General features: G+C 61.4%; 14 protein-coding genes and 1 pseudogene. 10 read left to right on the top strand and 5 right to left on the bottom strand.

The window, feature by feature from the left end; genetic code table 11:
• Window positions 1-53 precede the first annotated feature (53 nt).
• Both LK12_RS15795 and LK12_RS15790 read right to left on the bottom strand, forming a co-directional pair.
• Window positions 54-944, bottom strand: a complete 891-nt coding sequence (locus tag LK12_RS15795; protein WP_039286206.1) for a crotonase/enoyl-CoA hydratase family protein — start codon at window positions 942-944, stop codon at window positions 54-56.
• Window positions 941-2632, bottom strand: coding sequence for a class I adenylate-forming enzyme family protein (locus LK12_RS15790; protein ID WP_197063545.1), 1692 nt, complete (start codon window positions 2630-2632; stop codon window positions 941-943). The genes LK12_RS15795 and LK12_RS15790 overlap by 4 nt, the downstream gene beginning before the upstream one ends.
• A gap of 519 nt (window positions 2633-3151) precedes the next feature.
• Here LK12_RS15790 and LK12_RS15785 point away from each other — a divergent pair.
• Complete coding sequence (locus LK12_RS15785; protein ID WP_052223464.1) at window positions 3152-5128, top strand: flavin-containing monooxygenase; 1977 nt, start codon at window positions 3152-3154, stop codon at window positions 5126-5128.
• A 72-nt stretch (window positions 5129-5200) separates the two neighbouring features.
• On the opposite strand, the gene LK12_RS15780 is transcribed toward LK12_RS15785, so the two are convergent.
• Window positions 5201-6268, bottom strand: coding sequence for a cyclase family protein (locus LK12_RS15780; protein WP_052223463.1), 1068 nt, complete (start codon window positions 6266-6268; stop codon window positions 5201-5203).
• A 156-nt stretch (window positions 6269-6424) separates the two neighbouring features.
• Here LK12_RS15780 and LK12_RS15775 point away from each other — a divergent pair, with 156 nt between their 5' ends.
• The 4 genes from LK12_RS15775 (at window position 6425) to LK12_RS15760 (ending at window position 10687) form a co-directional block, all read left to right on the top strand.
• Window positions 6425-7651: a CaiB/BaiF CoA transferase family protein gene (locus LK12_RS15775; RefSeq protein WP_156135511.1), complete on the top strand. Its 1227-nt coding sequence runs from the start codon at window positions 6425-6427 to the stop codon at window positions 7649-7651.
• Between the two features lie 29 nt (window positions 7652-7680).
• Window positions 7681-8016, top strand: a complete 336-nt coding sequence (locus tag LK12_RS15770; protein WP_039286200.1) for a hypothetical protein — start codon at window positions 7681-7683, stop codon at window positions 8014-8016.
• Window positions 8016-9116 carry an epoxide hydrolase family protein gene (locus LK12_RS15765; RefSeq protein ID WP_052223462.1) on the top strand — a complete coding sequence of 367 codons (1101 nt, stop codon included), beginning with the start codon at window positions 8016-8018 and terminating at the stop codon, window positions 9114-9116. Before LK12_RS15770 ends, LK12_RS15765 begins: the two co-directional genes overlap by 1 nt.
• 191 nt (window positions 9117-9307) lie before the next feature.
• Window positions 9308-10687 carry an aromatic ring-hydroxylating oxygenase subunit alpha gene (locus LK12_RS15760; protein WP_052223461.1) on the top strand — a complete coding sequence of 460 codons (1380 nt, stop codon included), beginning with the start codon at window positions 9308-9310 and terminating at the stop codon, window positions 10685-10687.
• Window positions 10688-10824: 137 nt separating this feature from the next.
• On the opposite strand, the gene LK12_RS15755 is transcribed toward LK12_RS15760, so the two are convergent.
• Together LK12_RS15755 and LK12_RS15750 are read right to left on the bottom strand one after the other, a co-directional pair.
• On the bottom strand, window positions 10825-12147 hold the full coding sequence (locus LK12_RS15755) for an amidohydrolase family protein (RefSeq protein WP_039286196.1): 1323 nt from the start codon (window positions 12145-12147) through the stop codon (window positions 10825-10827).
• A 43-nt stretch (window positions 12148-12190) separates the two neighbouring features.
• Window positions 12191-13432 carry a cytochrome P450 gene (locus LK12_RS15750; RefSeq protein ID WP_039286194.1) on the bottom strand — a complete coding sequence of 414 codons (1242 nt, stop codon included), beginning with the start codon at window positions 13430-13432 and terminating at the stop codon, window positions 12191-12193.
• 260 nt (window positions 13433-13692) lie between these two features.
• On the opposite strand from LK12_RS15750, the gene LK12_RS15745 reads away from it, so the two are divergent.
• The 5 genes and pseudogenes from LK12_RS15745 to LK12_RS15725 form a co-directional block, all read left to right on the top strand.
• Window positions 13693-13893 carry a ferredoxin gene (locus tag LK12_RS15745; protein ID WP_039286191.1) on the top strand — a complete coding sequence of 67 codons (201 nt, stop codon included), beginning with the start codon at window positions 13693-13695 and terminating at the stop codon, window positions 13891-13893.
• 41 nt (window positions 13894-13934) lie between these two features.
• Window positions 13935-14450 carry a cupin domain-containing protein gene (locus LK12_RS15740; RefSeq protein ID WP_039286189.1) on the top strand — a complete coding sequence of 172 codons (516 nt, stop codon included), beginning with the start codon at window positions 13935-13937 and terminating at the stop codon, window positions 14448-14450.
• Between the two features lie 122 nt (window positions 14451-14572).
• A complete protein-coding gene (locus LK12_RS15735; protein ID WP_039286187.1) occupies window positions 14573-15430 on the top strand; it encodes an enoyl-CoA hydratase in 858 nt (285 codons plus the stop codon).
• Window positions 15431-15472: 42 nt separating this feature from the next.
• A complete protein-coding gene (locus LK12_RS15730) occupies window positions 15473-16246 on the top strand; it encodes an SDR family NAD(P)-dependent oxidoreductase (protein ID WP_039286185.1) in 774 nt (257 codons plus the stop codon).
• Window positions 16247-16293: 47 nt separating this feature from the next.
• Window positions 16294-16581: pseudogene (locus tag LK12_RS15725) on the top strand (acyl-CoA dehydrogenase family protein); the annotation flags it as partial.

Here is a 16581-nt window from a genome sequence, read left to right as displayed (position 1 = left end):
ATTCGCTCAATGCATTATTTTTATAGCGCACCCCACTGTGTGGGGGAGGTGGGTCAACTGTACCGGGGCTCGTCCCACCAGGGATAGAAATCAGGCATCTGCGTCGAGACTTTCTCGGGAAAGACTGGCAAACGCTTTTCCATGTAGGCCCGCACACCTTCCACCACGTCGGCGGCACGCGCACGCGAATAAGTCGCGCGGCTCTCAATCCGGTGCGCTTCCATCGGATGAGGCGCTTCGAGTCCGCGCCAGAGCATTTGGCGGGTCAGAGCAATCGAGACCGGTGCCGAGTTCTCGATGAACTGGCGGGCCAGAAGGCGAGCCTGCGGCATAAGGTCTTCGGGAGGATAGACTGCCGAAACCAGCCGTTCCCGCAACGCCTCCTGCGCGTCGACGAGGCGACCCGAGTAGCACCATTCCAGGGCCTTCGCGATACCGACAATGCGCGGAAGGAAGAAGCTCGAGCACACCTCAGGCACCATGCCGCGCCGCGCATAGACAAAGCCGAACCTGGCCGCTTCACTGGCCAGGCGGATGTCCATCGGCAGTGGTAGGCTTGCACCCATGCCTGCGCAGCCGCCATTGATTGCAGCGATCACGGGCTTTTTCATGCGATAGAGCCGCAAGGCAATCTCGCCCCCCGGTTCGCGTGCTTCTTCCCGGCCATAGACATCCTCGCCACCCGCCGGATCGAGACCTTGCGTACGAGCAGCGACGAATGTGGCCTCGCCCCGGGTCAGGTCTGCTCCCGAACAGAAGGCCCGCCCTTCTCCGGTCACGATCACGGCCCCAACGGCATCGTCGGCATCGGCAAGTTCGAACGCCTGCAGCAGTTCCTCGATCATCTGCCCGCTGGCGGCATTCAGCTTCTCCGGGCGCCAAAGCGTGATCGTGGCGATGCCCTCTTCAACCGCAAAGCGGATATGCCCGAACGCGACCGTCATGCCGCGGCCTTTGTGCGCAGAAAGGTCCCGCGATCGATCTTTCCCGATGCCGTGCGCGGAAGAAGATCTGCACGCACCCGCACCTCGCGCGGTACCTTGTATATGGCCAGGTGTTCCCGGCAATAGGCCTTGACGGCATCCTCGTCTGCATCCTGCCCCGCATCGAAAACGACGGTGACCGTCAGCCTCTCGCCAAGGCGCTCGTCCGGCTCCCCATAGGCGATGCATTCGCGCACGCCGGGCATGGCTCCCACCACCCGCTCGACCTCGGCGCAGTAGATGTTTTCACCGCCCGAGATGACCATGTTCTTCTTGCGGTCGACGATGGTAAAAATGCCCTGTTCGTTGACCGTGGCAATGTCGCCAGAGGCGAGCCAGCCGTCCTGCAAGGCCTCGGCCGTGGCTTCCGGATCGCCGACGTATTCATTCATCACCATGGCACTGGACACCCACAGCTCGCCGGGTTCGCCAATCTCCGGCTCGCTGCCGTCGTCGCGCCGCAACTGAACTTTCACGGTAGGCGCGGCGAAACCGCAGGCCGCCGGATGCTGGAGATAGATGTTGCCGCTGATCCCGCAGGTCCACGCCGTACCCTCGGTCTGGCCATAGCCGTTCGACAGCTGGCAATTGGGCATGCGCTTGCGAATTTCGTCCACGAGTTGGAGATTGAGCGGCGCGGCACCATTGACCATGTAGCGCACCTTGCGCAGCAATTCGGGCGTGGCCCGTTCCGAACGGAACATGTCGAACAGCATGGCCGGCACAAAAGAGAGCCGCGTCATGCCGACATTCTCGATCATGTCGAAGGCTACATCCACGTTCCACTTGCCCAGAATGTGGATGGTGGTACCCACGCTCAGCGCCCGCAGGATCGGCATGATGCCGGAGAGGTGGAACATCGGCCCCAGAATGACGGCCGGCGTAGCCATGGAGCGGCTTTCAGCAGGCAGCGTCTCCCCGCTTTCCTCCTCGTAGCGCAGGTCTTGCAACGCGCCCATCATCGTTGCCACGGACACCGAATGCGCCAGCGCGCCGTGACTGAGGAGCGCACCTTTCGGGAACCCGGTCGTGCCCGATGTGAAGAGAATAATCGCGCCTTCCGTCGGGTCCATGTCCAGCGGCTCGAACGTCACGCCCGCCTGCGGGGCAGAGAGTTCGGCAAAATCGGCGTCCTTTCCAGGTCGCAACGGGTTCTGCGGCGAGCCGATCACGATGCGCGGCCATTGGGGATCAGGCCGTTCCACCGAGATTACCTCGTCGCGTTCAGCATCGAGAATCACAATCTTGCTTTCGACATTCTCGATCGCGCGCAACATCTCTTCGGCCACGCCGCGGCTGTTCACCAGCGCTGCACGGGCTCCTATGGCCGTAATCGCCAGCGTCGCGATGATCCATTCGGCGCGATTGCTGGTGGCCACGGCGACGCTATCCCCCCGCGCCACGCCGAACCGGTCACGCAAAGCCCGGGCAAGCGCCGCCGCCCGCGCAAATCCTCCCGAATAGGTGATCTTCAGATCCCCCTGCACGACCATGAGCCGGTCAGGAAACGCCATGCCGCGCCGGTACAGCCCCGCCAGATTGCGGGGCGCCCCCTTGAACACCTCGCATTCCCGCCCGCCGACATCGACCGTCTCGATTTCATAGGCCTTGCCGGGACCAATCAGGCGTTCACAGAGCGGGTCTCTCACGTTCCCCCGCCATGCAGCAACGCCCCGATTCCCATTCTCGATCGTTGCCGCCATCATCACTCCCCGTGTTCTTATGAAAATTACACTTCATGCGTAGCAATATTCTTGTTTTCACGGGAATGCAAAGACCTCACGGAAATCCTGGATCGTACGCACGATACCGGCGAAAACAGCAGCCTCAAAGAGCAGAAATCCGCTGCAACCACCCCAGCCCATCAACCCGGCATGGATTTTAAACCTGTTTACAAACAACATGTTGAATAAATTTTTCCGGATCAAGCCTACACTCGTGTATGTTCGTGCTGGACGGCAACCCTCTCAGCCCTGTATTGATATGCATCAACCATGTTGCATTGTTTTTGCTGCATGGGTGTGCAACCTACTCCGCACCGACCGGCTTTCGATTCCGGGACGTCGGGCAGGCCATGGGACCGGTTTCCTGAACCGCTTCCGGACAAGCACGAAAACGGGATCACACGCCGGCCTGACGAAGCCGGCCATGCGAGGATGACAGTATTCATGGATGAGCAAACGAAGCCGACCCCGCTTCCCGAGCATCGCGAGGGCGCGCTGCAGGATCTTCTCCGCCGCGAGGCCGAACTGGAACGCCATCTCATCGATCTGGACGTCCAGCCGCTTCTGCTGGTCTATGGCCATCTCACCGGAGACACCGCAACTCTCGACCGGTTTGCCCCCTACATCAAGGGTGCCTGGGGCTTCGAGGAAGAAGTGCCCGAGGAGATGAAGGCCGAATTGCGGCGGAAGCTAGTTGAGGCATTCCGGGATTACGCGAAAAGCGGCCGCCCGCTTCCGCCGGCTCCGTCGACCGAACTGCTGCAGAAAATGGCTGACACCGCGGTCGGCACGCACGTGCCCGAAGCCTACTACCCGATGATCTACGATGAGCTGAACTTCGACGGGAAGGACGCGAAAACCGTAAAGTGGCGCAAGCCCCCGCCCGCAGCGCGGCTTGCGAACTTCAAGGTGCTGGTCATCGGCGCTGGCTTTTCGGGCATTGCCATGGGCGCCAAGCTCAAGGAGGCCGGGTACAACTTCGTCATCGTCGAAAAAAACGACAAGGTCGGCGGGACCTGGTACGAGAACACCTATCCCGGCGTCGCTGTCGACACGCCGAACCACTTCTATTCCTACTCGTTCCGCATGGACCCGAACTGGGACCACTATTTCGCACGCGGCCACGAGATTCTGAACTATATCAACACCTGTTACACAGAGATGGGCATTTCGGATCATGTGCGTTTCGAGCAGGAGGTCGTATCGTGCACCTGGAATGGCAAGGACGCCGTCTGGGACGTGAAGATCCGCGACAAGCACGGCAACGTTTCCGAAGAACGCTACAATGCCGTGATCAGCGCCGCCGGGCTCCTTAATGTTCCTGCTTATCCGAACATTCCCGGCATGGATGACTTCAAGGGACCGATGTTCCACTCGGCCCGCTGGGACCACAGCGTGGACATCAAGGGCAAGACGGTCGCCCTGATCGGAACCGGCGCATCAGGCCAGCAGATCGCCCCGGCCATCGCCCCCGAGGTGGAGAAGCTGGTCGTTTTCCAGCGCTCGCCGCACTGGGCCCGGCCCAACCCGCTCATTTTCAAGCAGGTTTCGGACAGCTGGAAGTGGGCACTAGCGAACATCCCTTACTACAACAAATGGTACCGCTTCCTCCTGCTGTGGGCCACCGCCGACGGTCTGCTGCCGCAGATGCGCACGGACCCGAACTGGCCGGAAACCAAATCGCTCAATGCCGAGAACCAGCGCATTCGCGAATGGCTGGAAGCGAATATCCGAGAACAGTGCAATGGCGACGAGGAACTGATCGCCAAGGTCACGCCGAAGTTCCCGCCTTACGGCAAGCGCATGCTGCGGGACGGCGGCTTCCTGAAGTCGCTGACGCGGGACAACGTCGAACTCGTTTCGGGCCCGATCCAGAAGTTCACTGAACACGGCATCGTCGATGAAAACGGCGAGGAGCATCAGGCGGACGTGATCGTGCTGGCCACCGGCTTCAAGGCACAATGCCCCCTTTACCCGATCGAAGTGACCGGCACGAACGGCACGATCCGCGACCACTGGGGCGAAGACGATCCGCGCGCGCATCTGGGCATCACCGTGCCGGATTTCCCGAACCTGTTCCTGATCTACGGGCCCAACACCAATCTCGGCCACGGCGGCTCGGCCCTGTTCCATTCGGAATGCCAGATCCGTTACATCATGCAGGCCCTACGCGAGATGGTGGAAAACAACATCGATGTGCTGTCGGTCAAGCACGAGCCCTTCGAAGCCTATAACGCCAAGCTCGATGCCGAGTTCGAAGGTATGGTCTGGAAACATCCCGGCGTGACAAGCTGGTACAAGAACAAATCCGGCCGCGTCGTGACCAATTCTCCCTGGGCCCTCAGCGTCTACCATGCGCTGACTGCCGAATTTGATCCCGGCGAATTCGAGCAGGAAAAGGCTGACGTGGAAGCCGCCTGACCGGCGACATCGCACAGCTCTTGAAAGGGCCGCTTCATTCCTACGAGTGAAGCGGCCCTTTTCCCATTCCGCCTAGACGGTGCCTACCCCTGTCACCGGGGAGCCGACCGCGCCGGGCAGCCGCAAGGGCGGCGCGGTGAACAAGAACCGGCTCCGCCCGTTGGCCCGCAGCCAGTCGGCAAGATCGCTCAGCAAAAAGAATTCGCCAAGCGGAATGCCCAGCTTGAACAGGCAGAGATTGTGCAGAGGCACCCGGATGCCGTGTGCGTTCTCCTGCTGAAAGTCGGGAGACACCTCGACCGCTTCGTTGTCCGAGACCAGCGCCGCCGCACCGCAATCGTCAATCCATTGCAGCAAGCGCTCGTCGAAGCCATCGAGCCCAGCGCAATCGTGCGGGTCGAGCACGATCGAGGGATCGGCGTATTGGGTCAGCAGTTTGCGGTCGAAGCCAGTGCGGAGGCACAGGACATCGCCGGGCTCGACCATCACGCTATCGGCTTCGAGGATGCGCATGAGCATGTCGTAGCCTACCGGCACTCGCCCCTCACCCACATGCGCAGCAAGGTCGATCATCACGCCGCGCGCCTGCAGCCCGGTTTCGGCAAGACGTTCGATCCCCAGCGCCATCGCGCCATGCGGCCCGGCCTGCTCAGTACGGTCGTGGAGGTAGTCGAACGGCCCCTTCACATCGCGGTTTGCGCGATAGCCGTTATAGTAGGTGACTTCCTCTCCGTCGCCGCCGGAATCGTAAAGGCAGCCCATGTGGCACAGCGCATCCCACTGCGTGGAATATTGCAGCGACAGCGTCGCCCGGTCATCGCAGACCGTCTCCTTCATCCCGGGAATGGCGCGGGCATAGGGATAGTTCATCACCGGGTCCTCGCCGCGCATCGAATAACCGATCTGCGGCGGAAAACGCCGTGGATTGAACTGCTGGCGCGGGCAATCGAGCGGAAGGGAAAGGCAGAAGGCGATACCCTCGCGCACTTCGGCAGCCGCCGCGCGGCGCCGCTCCGGCGTGATGAGATTGAGGCGGCCGATCTGATCGTGCGGCCCGAAATCGCCCCAGTTCGATCCCTCCGGCCGGTTCTTCCAGCGCTGCGCGGTGTGCGTCCCGCTTTCGTTTCCGAACGTGCTCATAGAAATTTTCTCCAGTTTTCCGGCCGATCATCGCTGTGCGCAGCTAGATCGTGGCCGCGATAACGCCTGCGCGAGCCGAGCGGCGGCGTGCCACGGCGACCATACACAAGTAAAAGAGTGCAAACAGTGCATTTCATTATGGGGAGAGCAGGCGTCATGACACAGGTAATGAAGGGCATTCGCGTCCTCGAAGTCGCGCAGTTCACGTTCGTGCCCGCAGCCGGGGGCGTCCTGACCGACTGGGGAGCGGATGTCATCAAGATCGAGCACCCCGTCCGTGGCGACACCCAGCGCGGCTTCATCAATTCCTTCGGCGCGCAGATCGATCCCCTGCGCAACGGCATGATCGAGCACCCCAACCGCGGCAAGCGCAGCGTCGGCGTCGACGTCTCGACCGAGGAAGGCCAGAAGCTGATCTACGAGATCGCAAAGACCGCCGACGTCTTCCTGACCAACTACCTGCCCGCAGCCCGCAAGAAGCTGAAGATCGACGTCGACGATATCCGCGCGATCAATCCGAACATCATCTATGCGCGCGGCTCCGCGTTCGGCGACAAGGGCCCCGAACGCGAAGCGGGCGGGTTCGACAATACCGCCTTCTGGACCCGTGGCGGGCTGGCCTATTCGACCACCCCGGAAGAGCTGGGCGGTGCCTTCATGCAACCGATCGCCGCCTTCGGGGATTCAATCGGCGGCATGAACATCGCCGGCGGTATCGCGGCCGCCCTGCTTCACCGTGAACGGACCGGCGAAGCCCTGGAAATCGACGTTTCGCTGCTGTCCACCAGCTGGTGGGCCTGCGGGTCTCAGATCGACATGGCGCTGGAATCCGGCATCACGCCACGTGCGCACATGCCGATGTCCGGATCGATGCCGGGCAACCCCTTCCTCGGCAATTACACCACCTCGGACAAGGGCGTGATCAACCTGTGCACGCTCACCCCCGGCCCCTATGCGAAGAGCCTCTACGAGCACCTCGGCATGGGCGAGATGATGGACGACGCCCGCTACAACACGGCCGAGGCGATCATGCAGAACTGGCAGGATGTCAGCGCGCGGATCGCCGATGCCATTGGTGCCAGGCCATTCGACTACTGGCGCGAACACCTCAAGACCTACACCGGCCAGTGGGCACCGGTGCAAAGCCTGCTCGATCTCGCTAGCGACACCCAGGCGCTCGCCAACGACATGTTTTTCGAAGTCGAAGCGCTCGACGGCGGCGATCCCTTGCGGCTGGTACGAAACCCTGTGCAGTTCAACCACCAACCGGTAGAGAACAACCGCGCCCCGCAGGCCTCGGAACACACTGAAATGTTCCTGATGGAACTGGGGCTCGAATGGGACCGCATCGAGGAACTGAAAGCGTCCGGCGTCATTGCCTGAGCCAGCGCATCAGAAAGGCGACTTACCTCTTGGCACGTTTCACCTACACGATCCTCTCCCGCGCCACGCTAGGGCAAGAGGAAGAATTCATCGACTGGTACAGCAACCAGCACCTTGGCGATGTCCTGCAAATGCCGGGCGTGGTGAGCGGGCGATTGTTCCGGCTGGACTTCCAGCGCGTCTACGATCTGGATGCCCCGCAATGGACGTTGATGACCATCTATGAACTGGAGGGAGACGATCCCGAGGCCATCATCAATTCGATCAAGGCAGCTTCCGGGTCCGATTCCATGCCCATGAGCGATGCTCTATCCAAAGCCGGAATGATCCAGGCGGCAGGGCACCTGATCGCAGCCAGCGGCTGATGCTGGAGAGATTTACGCTCGCCCCGCCACAGGAGCGGCTGGACTGGATCAAGCGCCGGGTGGCCGATGCCGTCATTGGCTATGCCCCCGATGATGACCACGACTGGAAATACGGCACCGACGCCGCCTACCTTGCGGAATTCCGAGACTACTGGCGCGACGAATACGAATGGTCTGCAGCGCAGGAGCGCTTCAATGCCCTGCCTCAATTCACGGCGATGATCGAAGGCATCCCGATCCGCTTCTACCATGTGAAAGCAGCGAAAAGCGGTGGTTATCCCATCATCCTGAGCCATGGCTGGCCCGGTTCGGTTCTGGAATTCCTCGAGGTCATCCCCTTGCTGGTCGCACGCGGTTACGACGTGATCGCCCCTTCGCTGCCCGGCTACGGCTTCTCCGGGCGCCCTGCACGACCCGTGTCGGCCGCCGACATTGCACGAATGTGGCGCACACTGATGACCGACGTGCTTGGCTACCGACGCTTCGGCGCCCAGGGCGGCGACTGGGGTGCCTCGGTAACGACGGCGCTCGCGCGCGATCACGGTGATGTCGTCGGCGCATTTCACCTCAATTACCTTGCCCACACCCCGCGCGGCACGCCATCGAAAGAAGAAGAAGCATGGCTCAAGGCCTCCCGCCGCCGGTTCCGCGAAGTAGGCAGCTATTCGCAGCAGATGACCTGGCGCCCGCAGACGCTGGGCCTGGCACTGTCGGACACGCCTGTGGGGTTCGCATCGTGGGTTCTCGAAAAGTACCGGGCCTGGTCCGATTGTGACGGAGAAGTCGAGCGGGCATTCACCAAGGATCAGCTTGTCACCAGCGTGATGACGTATCTGGTGAACGACAACGTGCAGGCTGCCATGTGGCTCTATGCCAGCATGACGAATGCCCGGCCCAGCGCGTTCGCGGGCCGGGTAGAGGCGCCGTTCGGGCTTGCAGTGTTCCCGCGCGAAACCGCCCCGCCGCCGCGATCGGCAGTCGAAGACCGCTTCAACATCGTTCACTGGCGCGAAATGCCCCGCGGCGGTCATTTCGCTGCGTGGGAACAGCCAGCGTTGTTCGCCGATGAGGTTGCAGGGTTCTTCGAGGCTTGGAGCTAAGCCGCGCCGCAACTGCAAACACCAGCCCCCCTTCCCCTTCAACGAGAGGATCGGCAACGAGAGGATCGGCGGGACGATACCGCCCGACCCAAAAAAAGTAATTCACATCACTCGTTGCATTTTGATAGACAAGCCACCTGGCCGCGCGCGAATGATGGCTGCATACGCGTTCGCGGCAAGGGAGACCTTTGATGACACAAGATACCGCCCCGGCACTGGCATCGGTTCCGCACCGGATCGAAAACCCCGAGCTGATCCCCGCCCAGCGTTATTACGACCCGCACTTCTTTGAACTGGAAAAGGAACATCTTTGGCCGCACGTCTGGCAAATGGCGTGCCGGCTTGAGGAAATCCCCAACACCGGTGACTATGTTGAATACACGATCCTCGACAAGTCGGTGATCATCGTGAACACCAAGGCCGGGGTGAAGGCGTTTCACAATGCCTGCCGCCACCGCGGCGTAAAGCTGGTCGAAAGCCCCGGCAACTGCGGAAAGAAGGGCTTCATCTGCCCCTTCCACGGCTGGCGCTGGGACGAACATGGCGAATGCACATTCGTTTTCGGCAAGGAAATCTTCAATCCCGACCTGCTCGATCAGGACGAGATCGGCCTGGCTCCCTGCCGGGTGGAAACCTGGGCCGGATGCGCGTTCATCAATTTCGACGACGATGCATCCTCCCTGCTGGAATCGTTGGGGCCGGTGGCCGAAACGCTGAACGCGCGCAACGTCGACAAGCTGAAGATGGAGTGGTGGTACGGCACCATACTTCCGGTGAACTGGAAGCTCGCGATGGAGGCCTTCATGGAAGGCTACCACGTGATGCGCACCCACCCCCAGCTCCACGACCTGGCGCCGATGAGCGCCTATGGCCAGGACGTCGGCTCGATGCCGAAACGTAATCTCGACAGCAAGCAGATGGTCGCGACGATGGCCGACTTTTATGCCCGCCTCTCCTCGGGCATGGCCGGCATGGTCCACGAGACGGAAGTCGCGGTCATGGACAAGCTGCGCGACATGGATGTTCCCGAAGATCCAATGGCCGCGCTCGGCGCCTTCATCGCCAAGGCCCAGGAAGAAATCACCAGGGACGGCCTCGCCCGCGGCGCACCGATGTTCGACATCCCCTCGGTGAACAAGTCGCATCCCTTCCACGACGTGGAATTCATGTTCCCGCACTTCTTCCTGCTGCCTTCGTTCGCGGCCATGTCGTCGTACCGCATCCGTCCGATTTCGCCGGAGTCCTGCAAATTCGAAATCTGGTCGCTGGTCCTGCGCCCCGAAGGCGAGGAATACGACACCCCCAAGGCGCCGACGATGTTGGACTACGATTCCAAGGAATTCCCCGAGATCCCGATGCAGGACTATTCCAACCTCCCCCGGCAGCAGGAGGGGCTTCATGCCGGCGGGTTCGATTACATGCGCCTGTCACGCGAACAGGAAGGCATGATTAGCAACTACCAGCGCCTGATCGACGGCTACATCGCCGGCCTAAACACCGAAACGCTGACCAAGGCGCAGAACGTGGTGAACAGCGGTTATAACGCGCCGGTACTCGATATCGGTTTCTGAACAAGCTTCAGCGAGCGGCGAACGCTCCCCCGCCGCCCGCGGTAGGCCTGAAGAAGAAGACCCTCGTCTCCTGCCGGAGACGAGGGTCTTCTATCATCGAGGGACGGCACCCGCGCGCCTGTCCCTCAACTATCCGTTCAGGCAGCCTCGGAATGCTTCTGGAACATCGCAACGATGTCGCCCGAAGTCACCGGACGCGGCGTTTCGCCTGCGGCCAGCGGTGCCGCCCCGCCGCCGACCGACTTGACCGAGGTATCTACGCCCTTGGCCCGGGCCTGCTCACGCAACGCGCCTACCGTGTACTTCTCGCGCGGACCGTATGAGAACAGCTCGAACTTGTAGTCCCGCATGGCATTGAGGTGCGTGATCTTGTCGATCTGCTCGTCCGTCAGCGCCTGAATCGACTCCCACAGCACTTCCGGCGCATTCGGCCAAGGCGTGTCCGAGTGGGGATAATCGACCTCGTAGCAAACCGCATCCTCGCCGATCAGGTCGAGGTTACGCAGACCATAGGCATCGTCGATGAAGCAACTGGTAAAGTGCTGCTTGAACACCTCGCTGGGCTTGCGGCCCCTGAAATAAGTGTCCGAATGGGTCCAGGCGCGGTGCTGTTCATTGCTGTAATCCGCACGTTCGAGCAGGTACGGAATCCAGCCAATGCCGCTTTCCGACAGGGCGATACGCATGTCCGGGTAGCGGTTGAACGCAGACAGATTGAGCCAGTCTGCCGCCCCGAACGCCACGGCCATCGGCATCGTCGCGATATTCACTTCGATCGGCGATTCCATTGAAGGGTGCGGCGAAGTGTTGCCGACGCCGATGTGCAGGCAAATCGTCGTCCCGCAATCCGTCACGGCCTTCCAGAACGGTTCCCAGAAGTCGCTGTGAATGCTGGGCAGGCCGCGCTTGGTGGGATTGTCGTTGAAGCTGACTGCATGGCAGCCCTTGTCAGCCAGGCGTCGGACTTCAGCGGCCATCAGATCGGCATCCCAAAGCGGCAGGATACCGCAGGGAATGAAGCGATCCGGCGCGGCACCGCACCACTCGTCGATATGCCAATCGTTGTAAGCCCGCAGATGGGTCAGCGACATGTCCTTGTCGGGCACGCTGGTGAACAAGCTGCCGTCGATGCCGGCGAAGCTCGGAAAATTGAGCGAGGCGGCAATGCCGTTCACATCCATGTCATCGACGCGGGCCTGTGCGTCCCAGCATCCCTTGCGAAGCTGATCGAGCGAGGTCGGCTCCATGCCGTATTCCTCGCGCGGGCGGCCAACTACGGCATTGAGCGCGACGGAGGGAATCTTGAGCCCCTGGTATTCCCAGTAGTTCGTTCCGTCCTGCTTGGCGCGCAGCTTGGGCGCCGTTGCCAGCGCCTTACCCGAGAGCTGGCGGTCATAGATGTCTGCGGGCTCGGTGATGTGATCATCGACGCTGATCAGCACCATGTCTTCCATTTTCATAGGCACCTCCTTGAGGTTATAATTTTCTGTTTCTTGTGCTCACTCAGTCCCAACGGATAGGCAGGGCTTCCATCGCGAGGATGTTGCCGCCGCGGAAGCGGGCCGGCTGTTCCGGATCGAGGCGGAATTCGGGAAGGCGCGCCAGCATCTGTTCGTAGATGACCTGCAGTTCGATGCGGGCGAGGTGCGACCCCAGGCAGCGGTGCGGGCCGACGCCGAACGCGATATGGACGTTGTTCTCACGTTCCATGTCGTAGACTTCCGGATTGGCGAATTCGCGCGGATCGAGGTCTGCGCCCGGCAGGAACAGCATGATCCGGTCGTTTTCCTTCATCTGCTGCCCGGCGAATTCCACGTCCCTGGTCACGCGGCGGGTCGGTACGGTGAAGGTATAGCGGCGCAGGATTTCCTCGGCCGCCTCCACGATCAGCTTGGGATTGTCCCGCAGCCGAGCCTGAAAATCGGGATTTCGGGCGAGGTGGCGGATACCGTAGCCCATGCCATTGATGACCGTGTCGAGCCCCGCAATGAACAGCAGGACGCCGAAGTCCTCCATCAGTTCGAACGTCATCGGCTTGCCGTCGATTTCGGTCTTCCAGAGCAGGCTGAGCAGATCGTCCCTGGGATCCGTGCGGCGCGCCTCGATATCTCCCTTCATGGCATCAGCGACCTTGCGCATGCGCAGGACCGGATCGATCTGACTTGAGGAAGGCGCGAGGAATTCGTGCACGAGGACACGGAATTCCGACAGACGGTCGAGCGGGAGTCCGAGCATCTTGAGGAACACCTTGACCGGCAGCGGCTCCGCGACAGAGGCAATGAAATCGCAATGCCCCTGCTCCACAACGTCGTCGATCAACGAATTCGCCAGCTCGCGGATCTCTTCCCGGCGCGCCATCATCGCGCGCGGCGAGAAGACACCCTGCAAAGGCGCGCGGTAGATCGTGTGCTGGGGCGGATCCATATTGATCGGGGTCGGCAGCGGAATGTGCCCGAAATCCGGCGGAAGCATCGGCCGCGCCATCTCGATCATTTCCGGTGGCACCAGAACGCTTGAGAAGGTTTCGGTATCGCGCGAGGCATCGTAGTTTTCCTTGAACCCCGTCAGCATCCAATGGCCGCCGTTGCGCGGCGTCCAGAACACTGGCGGCGCCTCGCTCACCAATTCGCGCGCACGTTCATGCGGATCGGCCAGTAGGCCCGGATCGAGGAACATATCGAAGTCATACACCACCGCGTCGGAGACGTGGGCCGGTTTGGGAGCCGTGGGGCTCAACGCGTTCATCTGAAACTCTCCTTTGACTCGCCTTTTTCAGGCAATCGGGCGGTTCACACCCTTGAGAAAAAACGCAGATCCGTTAATAAAATAGATGCGGAGCATTTCTTACGCCCACCACGAGACAAACGACAGCGATTCAGCCGAGTTCCGCCAACAATCGTGGGGACGATTTGCAGAAAGCAGCGTTGATCGAACCCCGGCAATCAGCCCAATATGAAGCACATAAGACGCAATAAGCAGCCCCTTGCACATATGGGTGAAACATCATGAAAATCAGGATCGAAAAAGCGCAGTGCGTCGGCAATGCCCGCTGCCATGCCGTCGCTGAAAAGCTCTATGTTCTGGATGACGATGGCTATATCTCGAGCGAAGGCTTCGCTGTGGCCCCGGAAGACGAGCTGCTGGCGCGCAGGGGCGCACGCGCATGCCCCGAACGCATCATTACGGTCATCGAAGAAGAAGGCTGAAAACGCAGCCAGAAGATGGGCCAGAAAACGGGTAGAGGAACATGAGCGACAACGAGACCGATACCGCCAAATTCCAGATCTTCCGTGCGGCAGACGCACCTTCCCTGATGGAAGCCGAATGCATGACCGTGGAAGGCTACACACCGGTCCAGCGCGAAGGCATGGACAAGCTGCTGGCGGCCGGTTTCCTTGAGGGCGATGAGGTCAAAGTCCTCGTCGACCTACCGGGTTTCAGCCTGACACACGTCTGGTTCAAGGCGGGCTACCCCCTCCCCCTGCATAGCCACGACGTTGATTGCCTTTACTATATCATCGCCGGAACCATTCGCCTCGGCACCGAGGAACTCGGCCCGCGCGACAGCTTCTTCATTCCTTCCGGCGTGCCCTATGCCTACAAGCCCGGGCCCGACGGTGTCGAACTGCTGGAATTCCGGCACGAAGGGAAGTTCAACTTCGTGAACCTCGCCAAAAATGCAACCTTCTGGGAAAAGGCCGCAGAACAGGCGGCTGAACACCGCGAAGGCTGGAAGACGGCCAAGCGCCCCCGGCTGAACTAGCCAGGCGGCGCGCACTGCGCGCGATACCGGCGGTGCGTTGCCTGAGGCATTCAAGCCATAAGGGGTTGCTCCTCGGGTGGAATGGGGGCATCGCCAAATGCAACACCTATGAGGCATTTGTTATGACCGAACCACTTGCACGTTACGAACTCCCCGCGCCGGGAGTTGCCCGCATTGTCCTTGACCGCGCCGACAAGCACAATGCCATCAACCCGCAGATGATCTTCGACGTCAACACCGCGTTCGACAAGGCGCTGGCCGACGATACGGTCAAGGTCATCATTCTCGCGGCGGACGGTCGCAATTTCTCGGCCGGGCACGACATCGCCGACACGGTCGAGAACTATCAGGCGGACATGCAGGAACGCAGCCCGCGCCTCTCGACGTGGAGCGGGTTCGAGGAACCGGCCACGCACGGCTGGTACGCCTCGGAAAAGGAAGGCTATCTCGAAAGCGCAAAGCGCTGGCGTAACATCTCCAAGCCGACGATCTGCGCGGTACAGGGCAAATGCATTGCGGGCGCGCTCATCTTCGCTTGGGTCTGCGACATCATCATTGCCGCCGAGGATGCGAAGTTTTCCGATCCGGTGATGACCTTCGGCATGCCTGCGGTCGAATGGCTGGGCCACCCCTGGGAACTGGGCCCGCGCAAGGCCAAGGAATTTCTGTTCACGTCGGACATGTGGGATGCCAACGAGGCGCACCGCCTCGGCATGGTCAACCACGTCGTGCCGCGCAGCGATCTTGAGGACTTCACGTTGGCCATGGCGCAGAAGGTTGCTTCCAAGCCCAGCTTCGCGCTCAAGATCGCCAAGGAGGCGGTCAACAAGACGCTGGACATCCAGGGCCAGATGAACGCGATCGATCAGGCCTTCACGCTGCACCATCTCTGTCATACGCAGAATTTCCGCCTCTTCGGCTGGGGCATGGACCCGACCAGTGTCCCCGGACTAGCCAAGGTACCGGAAAAGCCGGAATAATCCGGCATCCCGACCTGCGCGGAGCTTGAAAACGAAAAAACCATGGCGAGCGATCCCCTTTCCCTCTCCGGCAGAACATGTCTCATCACCGGCGCATCGTCCGGGTTGGGAGCCCATTTCGCGCGGATCGTCTCGACGGCGGGCGCGCGGGTCGTTCTCGCTGCCCGGCGCCTCGAGCGGATCGCCGCCCTCGCCGACGATTTGCGTGCGAAAGGGATGCAGGCTCTCGCCGTGGCCATGGACGTCACTGACGAAGCTTCTGTGCTGAGTGCATTTGATGCCGCAGAAGCTGAGTTCGGCACCATCGATACTGTCATTGCAAACGCGGGCGTTTCCGCCCCCGGACGCTCGATCGATGTGTCCTCCGATAGCCTGCGAGGCCTGATGGAAACCAACGTTCTCGGCATCATGCTGACGGCTCGCGAGGGCGCCCGCCGCATGATCGAGGCAGGCAGTCGCGACAGCGGCAAGGGCCGTATCCTGCTGGTCGGATCGATGGGCGCGATTGCCTCGATCCCCGGCGAGACCTTCTACTGCGCAAGCAAGGCTGCCGTGGCCAGCATGGGCCGCAACCTCGCCCGCGAATGGGTGCGGCTGGGGATCAACGTCAATGTGATCCAGCCCGGCTTCATCCTCACTGAAATGGCTGCCGACTGGTTCGCCTCCGAGGGTGGAAAGGCCCAGATCGCGGGCTTCAACCGGCGCAGGCTGCAGGACATCGCTTCGCTCGACAGTACGGTACTCCTGCTGCTTTCGGACGCCGCAGAAGCCCTAACCGGTTCCGTCATCACGATCGACGACGGGCAGTCGCTGTGACCGTTCTTCAGACCAATCCCTCTGCGATATCCGACTACGCACGTGATATGGGCGCGCGCGTCGAGGCTTTCGTGCGCGAAGTCGTCGTGCCTTACGAGAAGGACCCGCGGCGCGATCATCACGGCGCGCCGACCGATGAACTCGTGATGGAAATGCGCGAGAAGGCGCGCGCCGCCGGCGTGCTGACGCCGCACATTCGCGACGACGGCTCGCATCTGACCCAGCGCGAGACGGCCTATGTCCTGATCAAGTCCGGCCTCTCGCCGCTCGGCCCGCTGGCCTGCAACACCTTCGCCCCCGACGAGGGCAACATGTACCTGATCGGTCATGTCGGC

It is taken from the genome of Novosphingobium malaysiense, assembly GCF_000802225.1.
Taxonomy (GTDB): Bacteria; Pseudomonadota; Alphaproteobacteria; order Sphingomonadales; family Sphingomonadaceae; genus Novosphingobium; species Novosphingobium malaysiense.
This window is presented reverse-complemented; position numbering and strand designations above follow the sequence as displayed.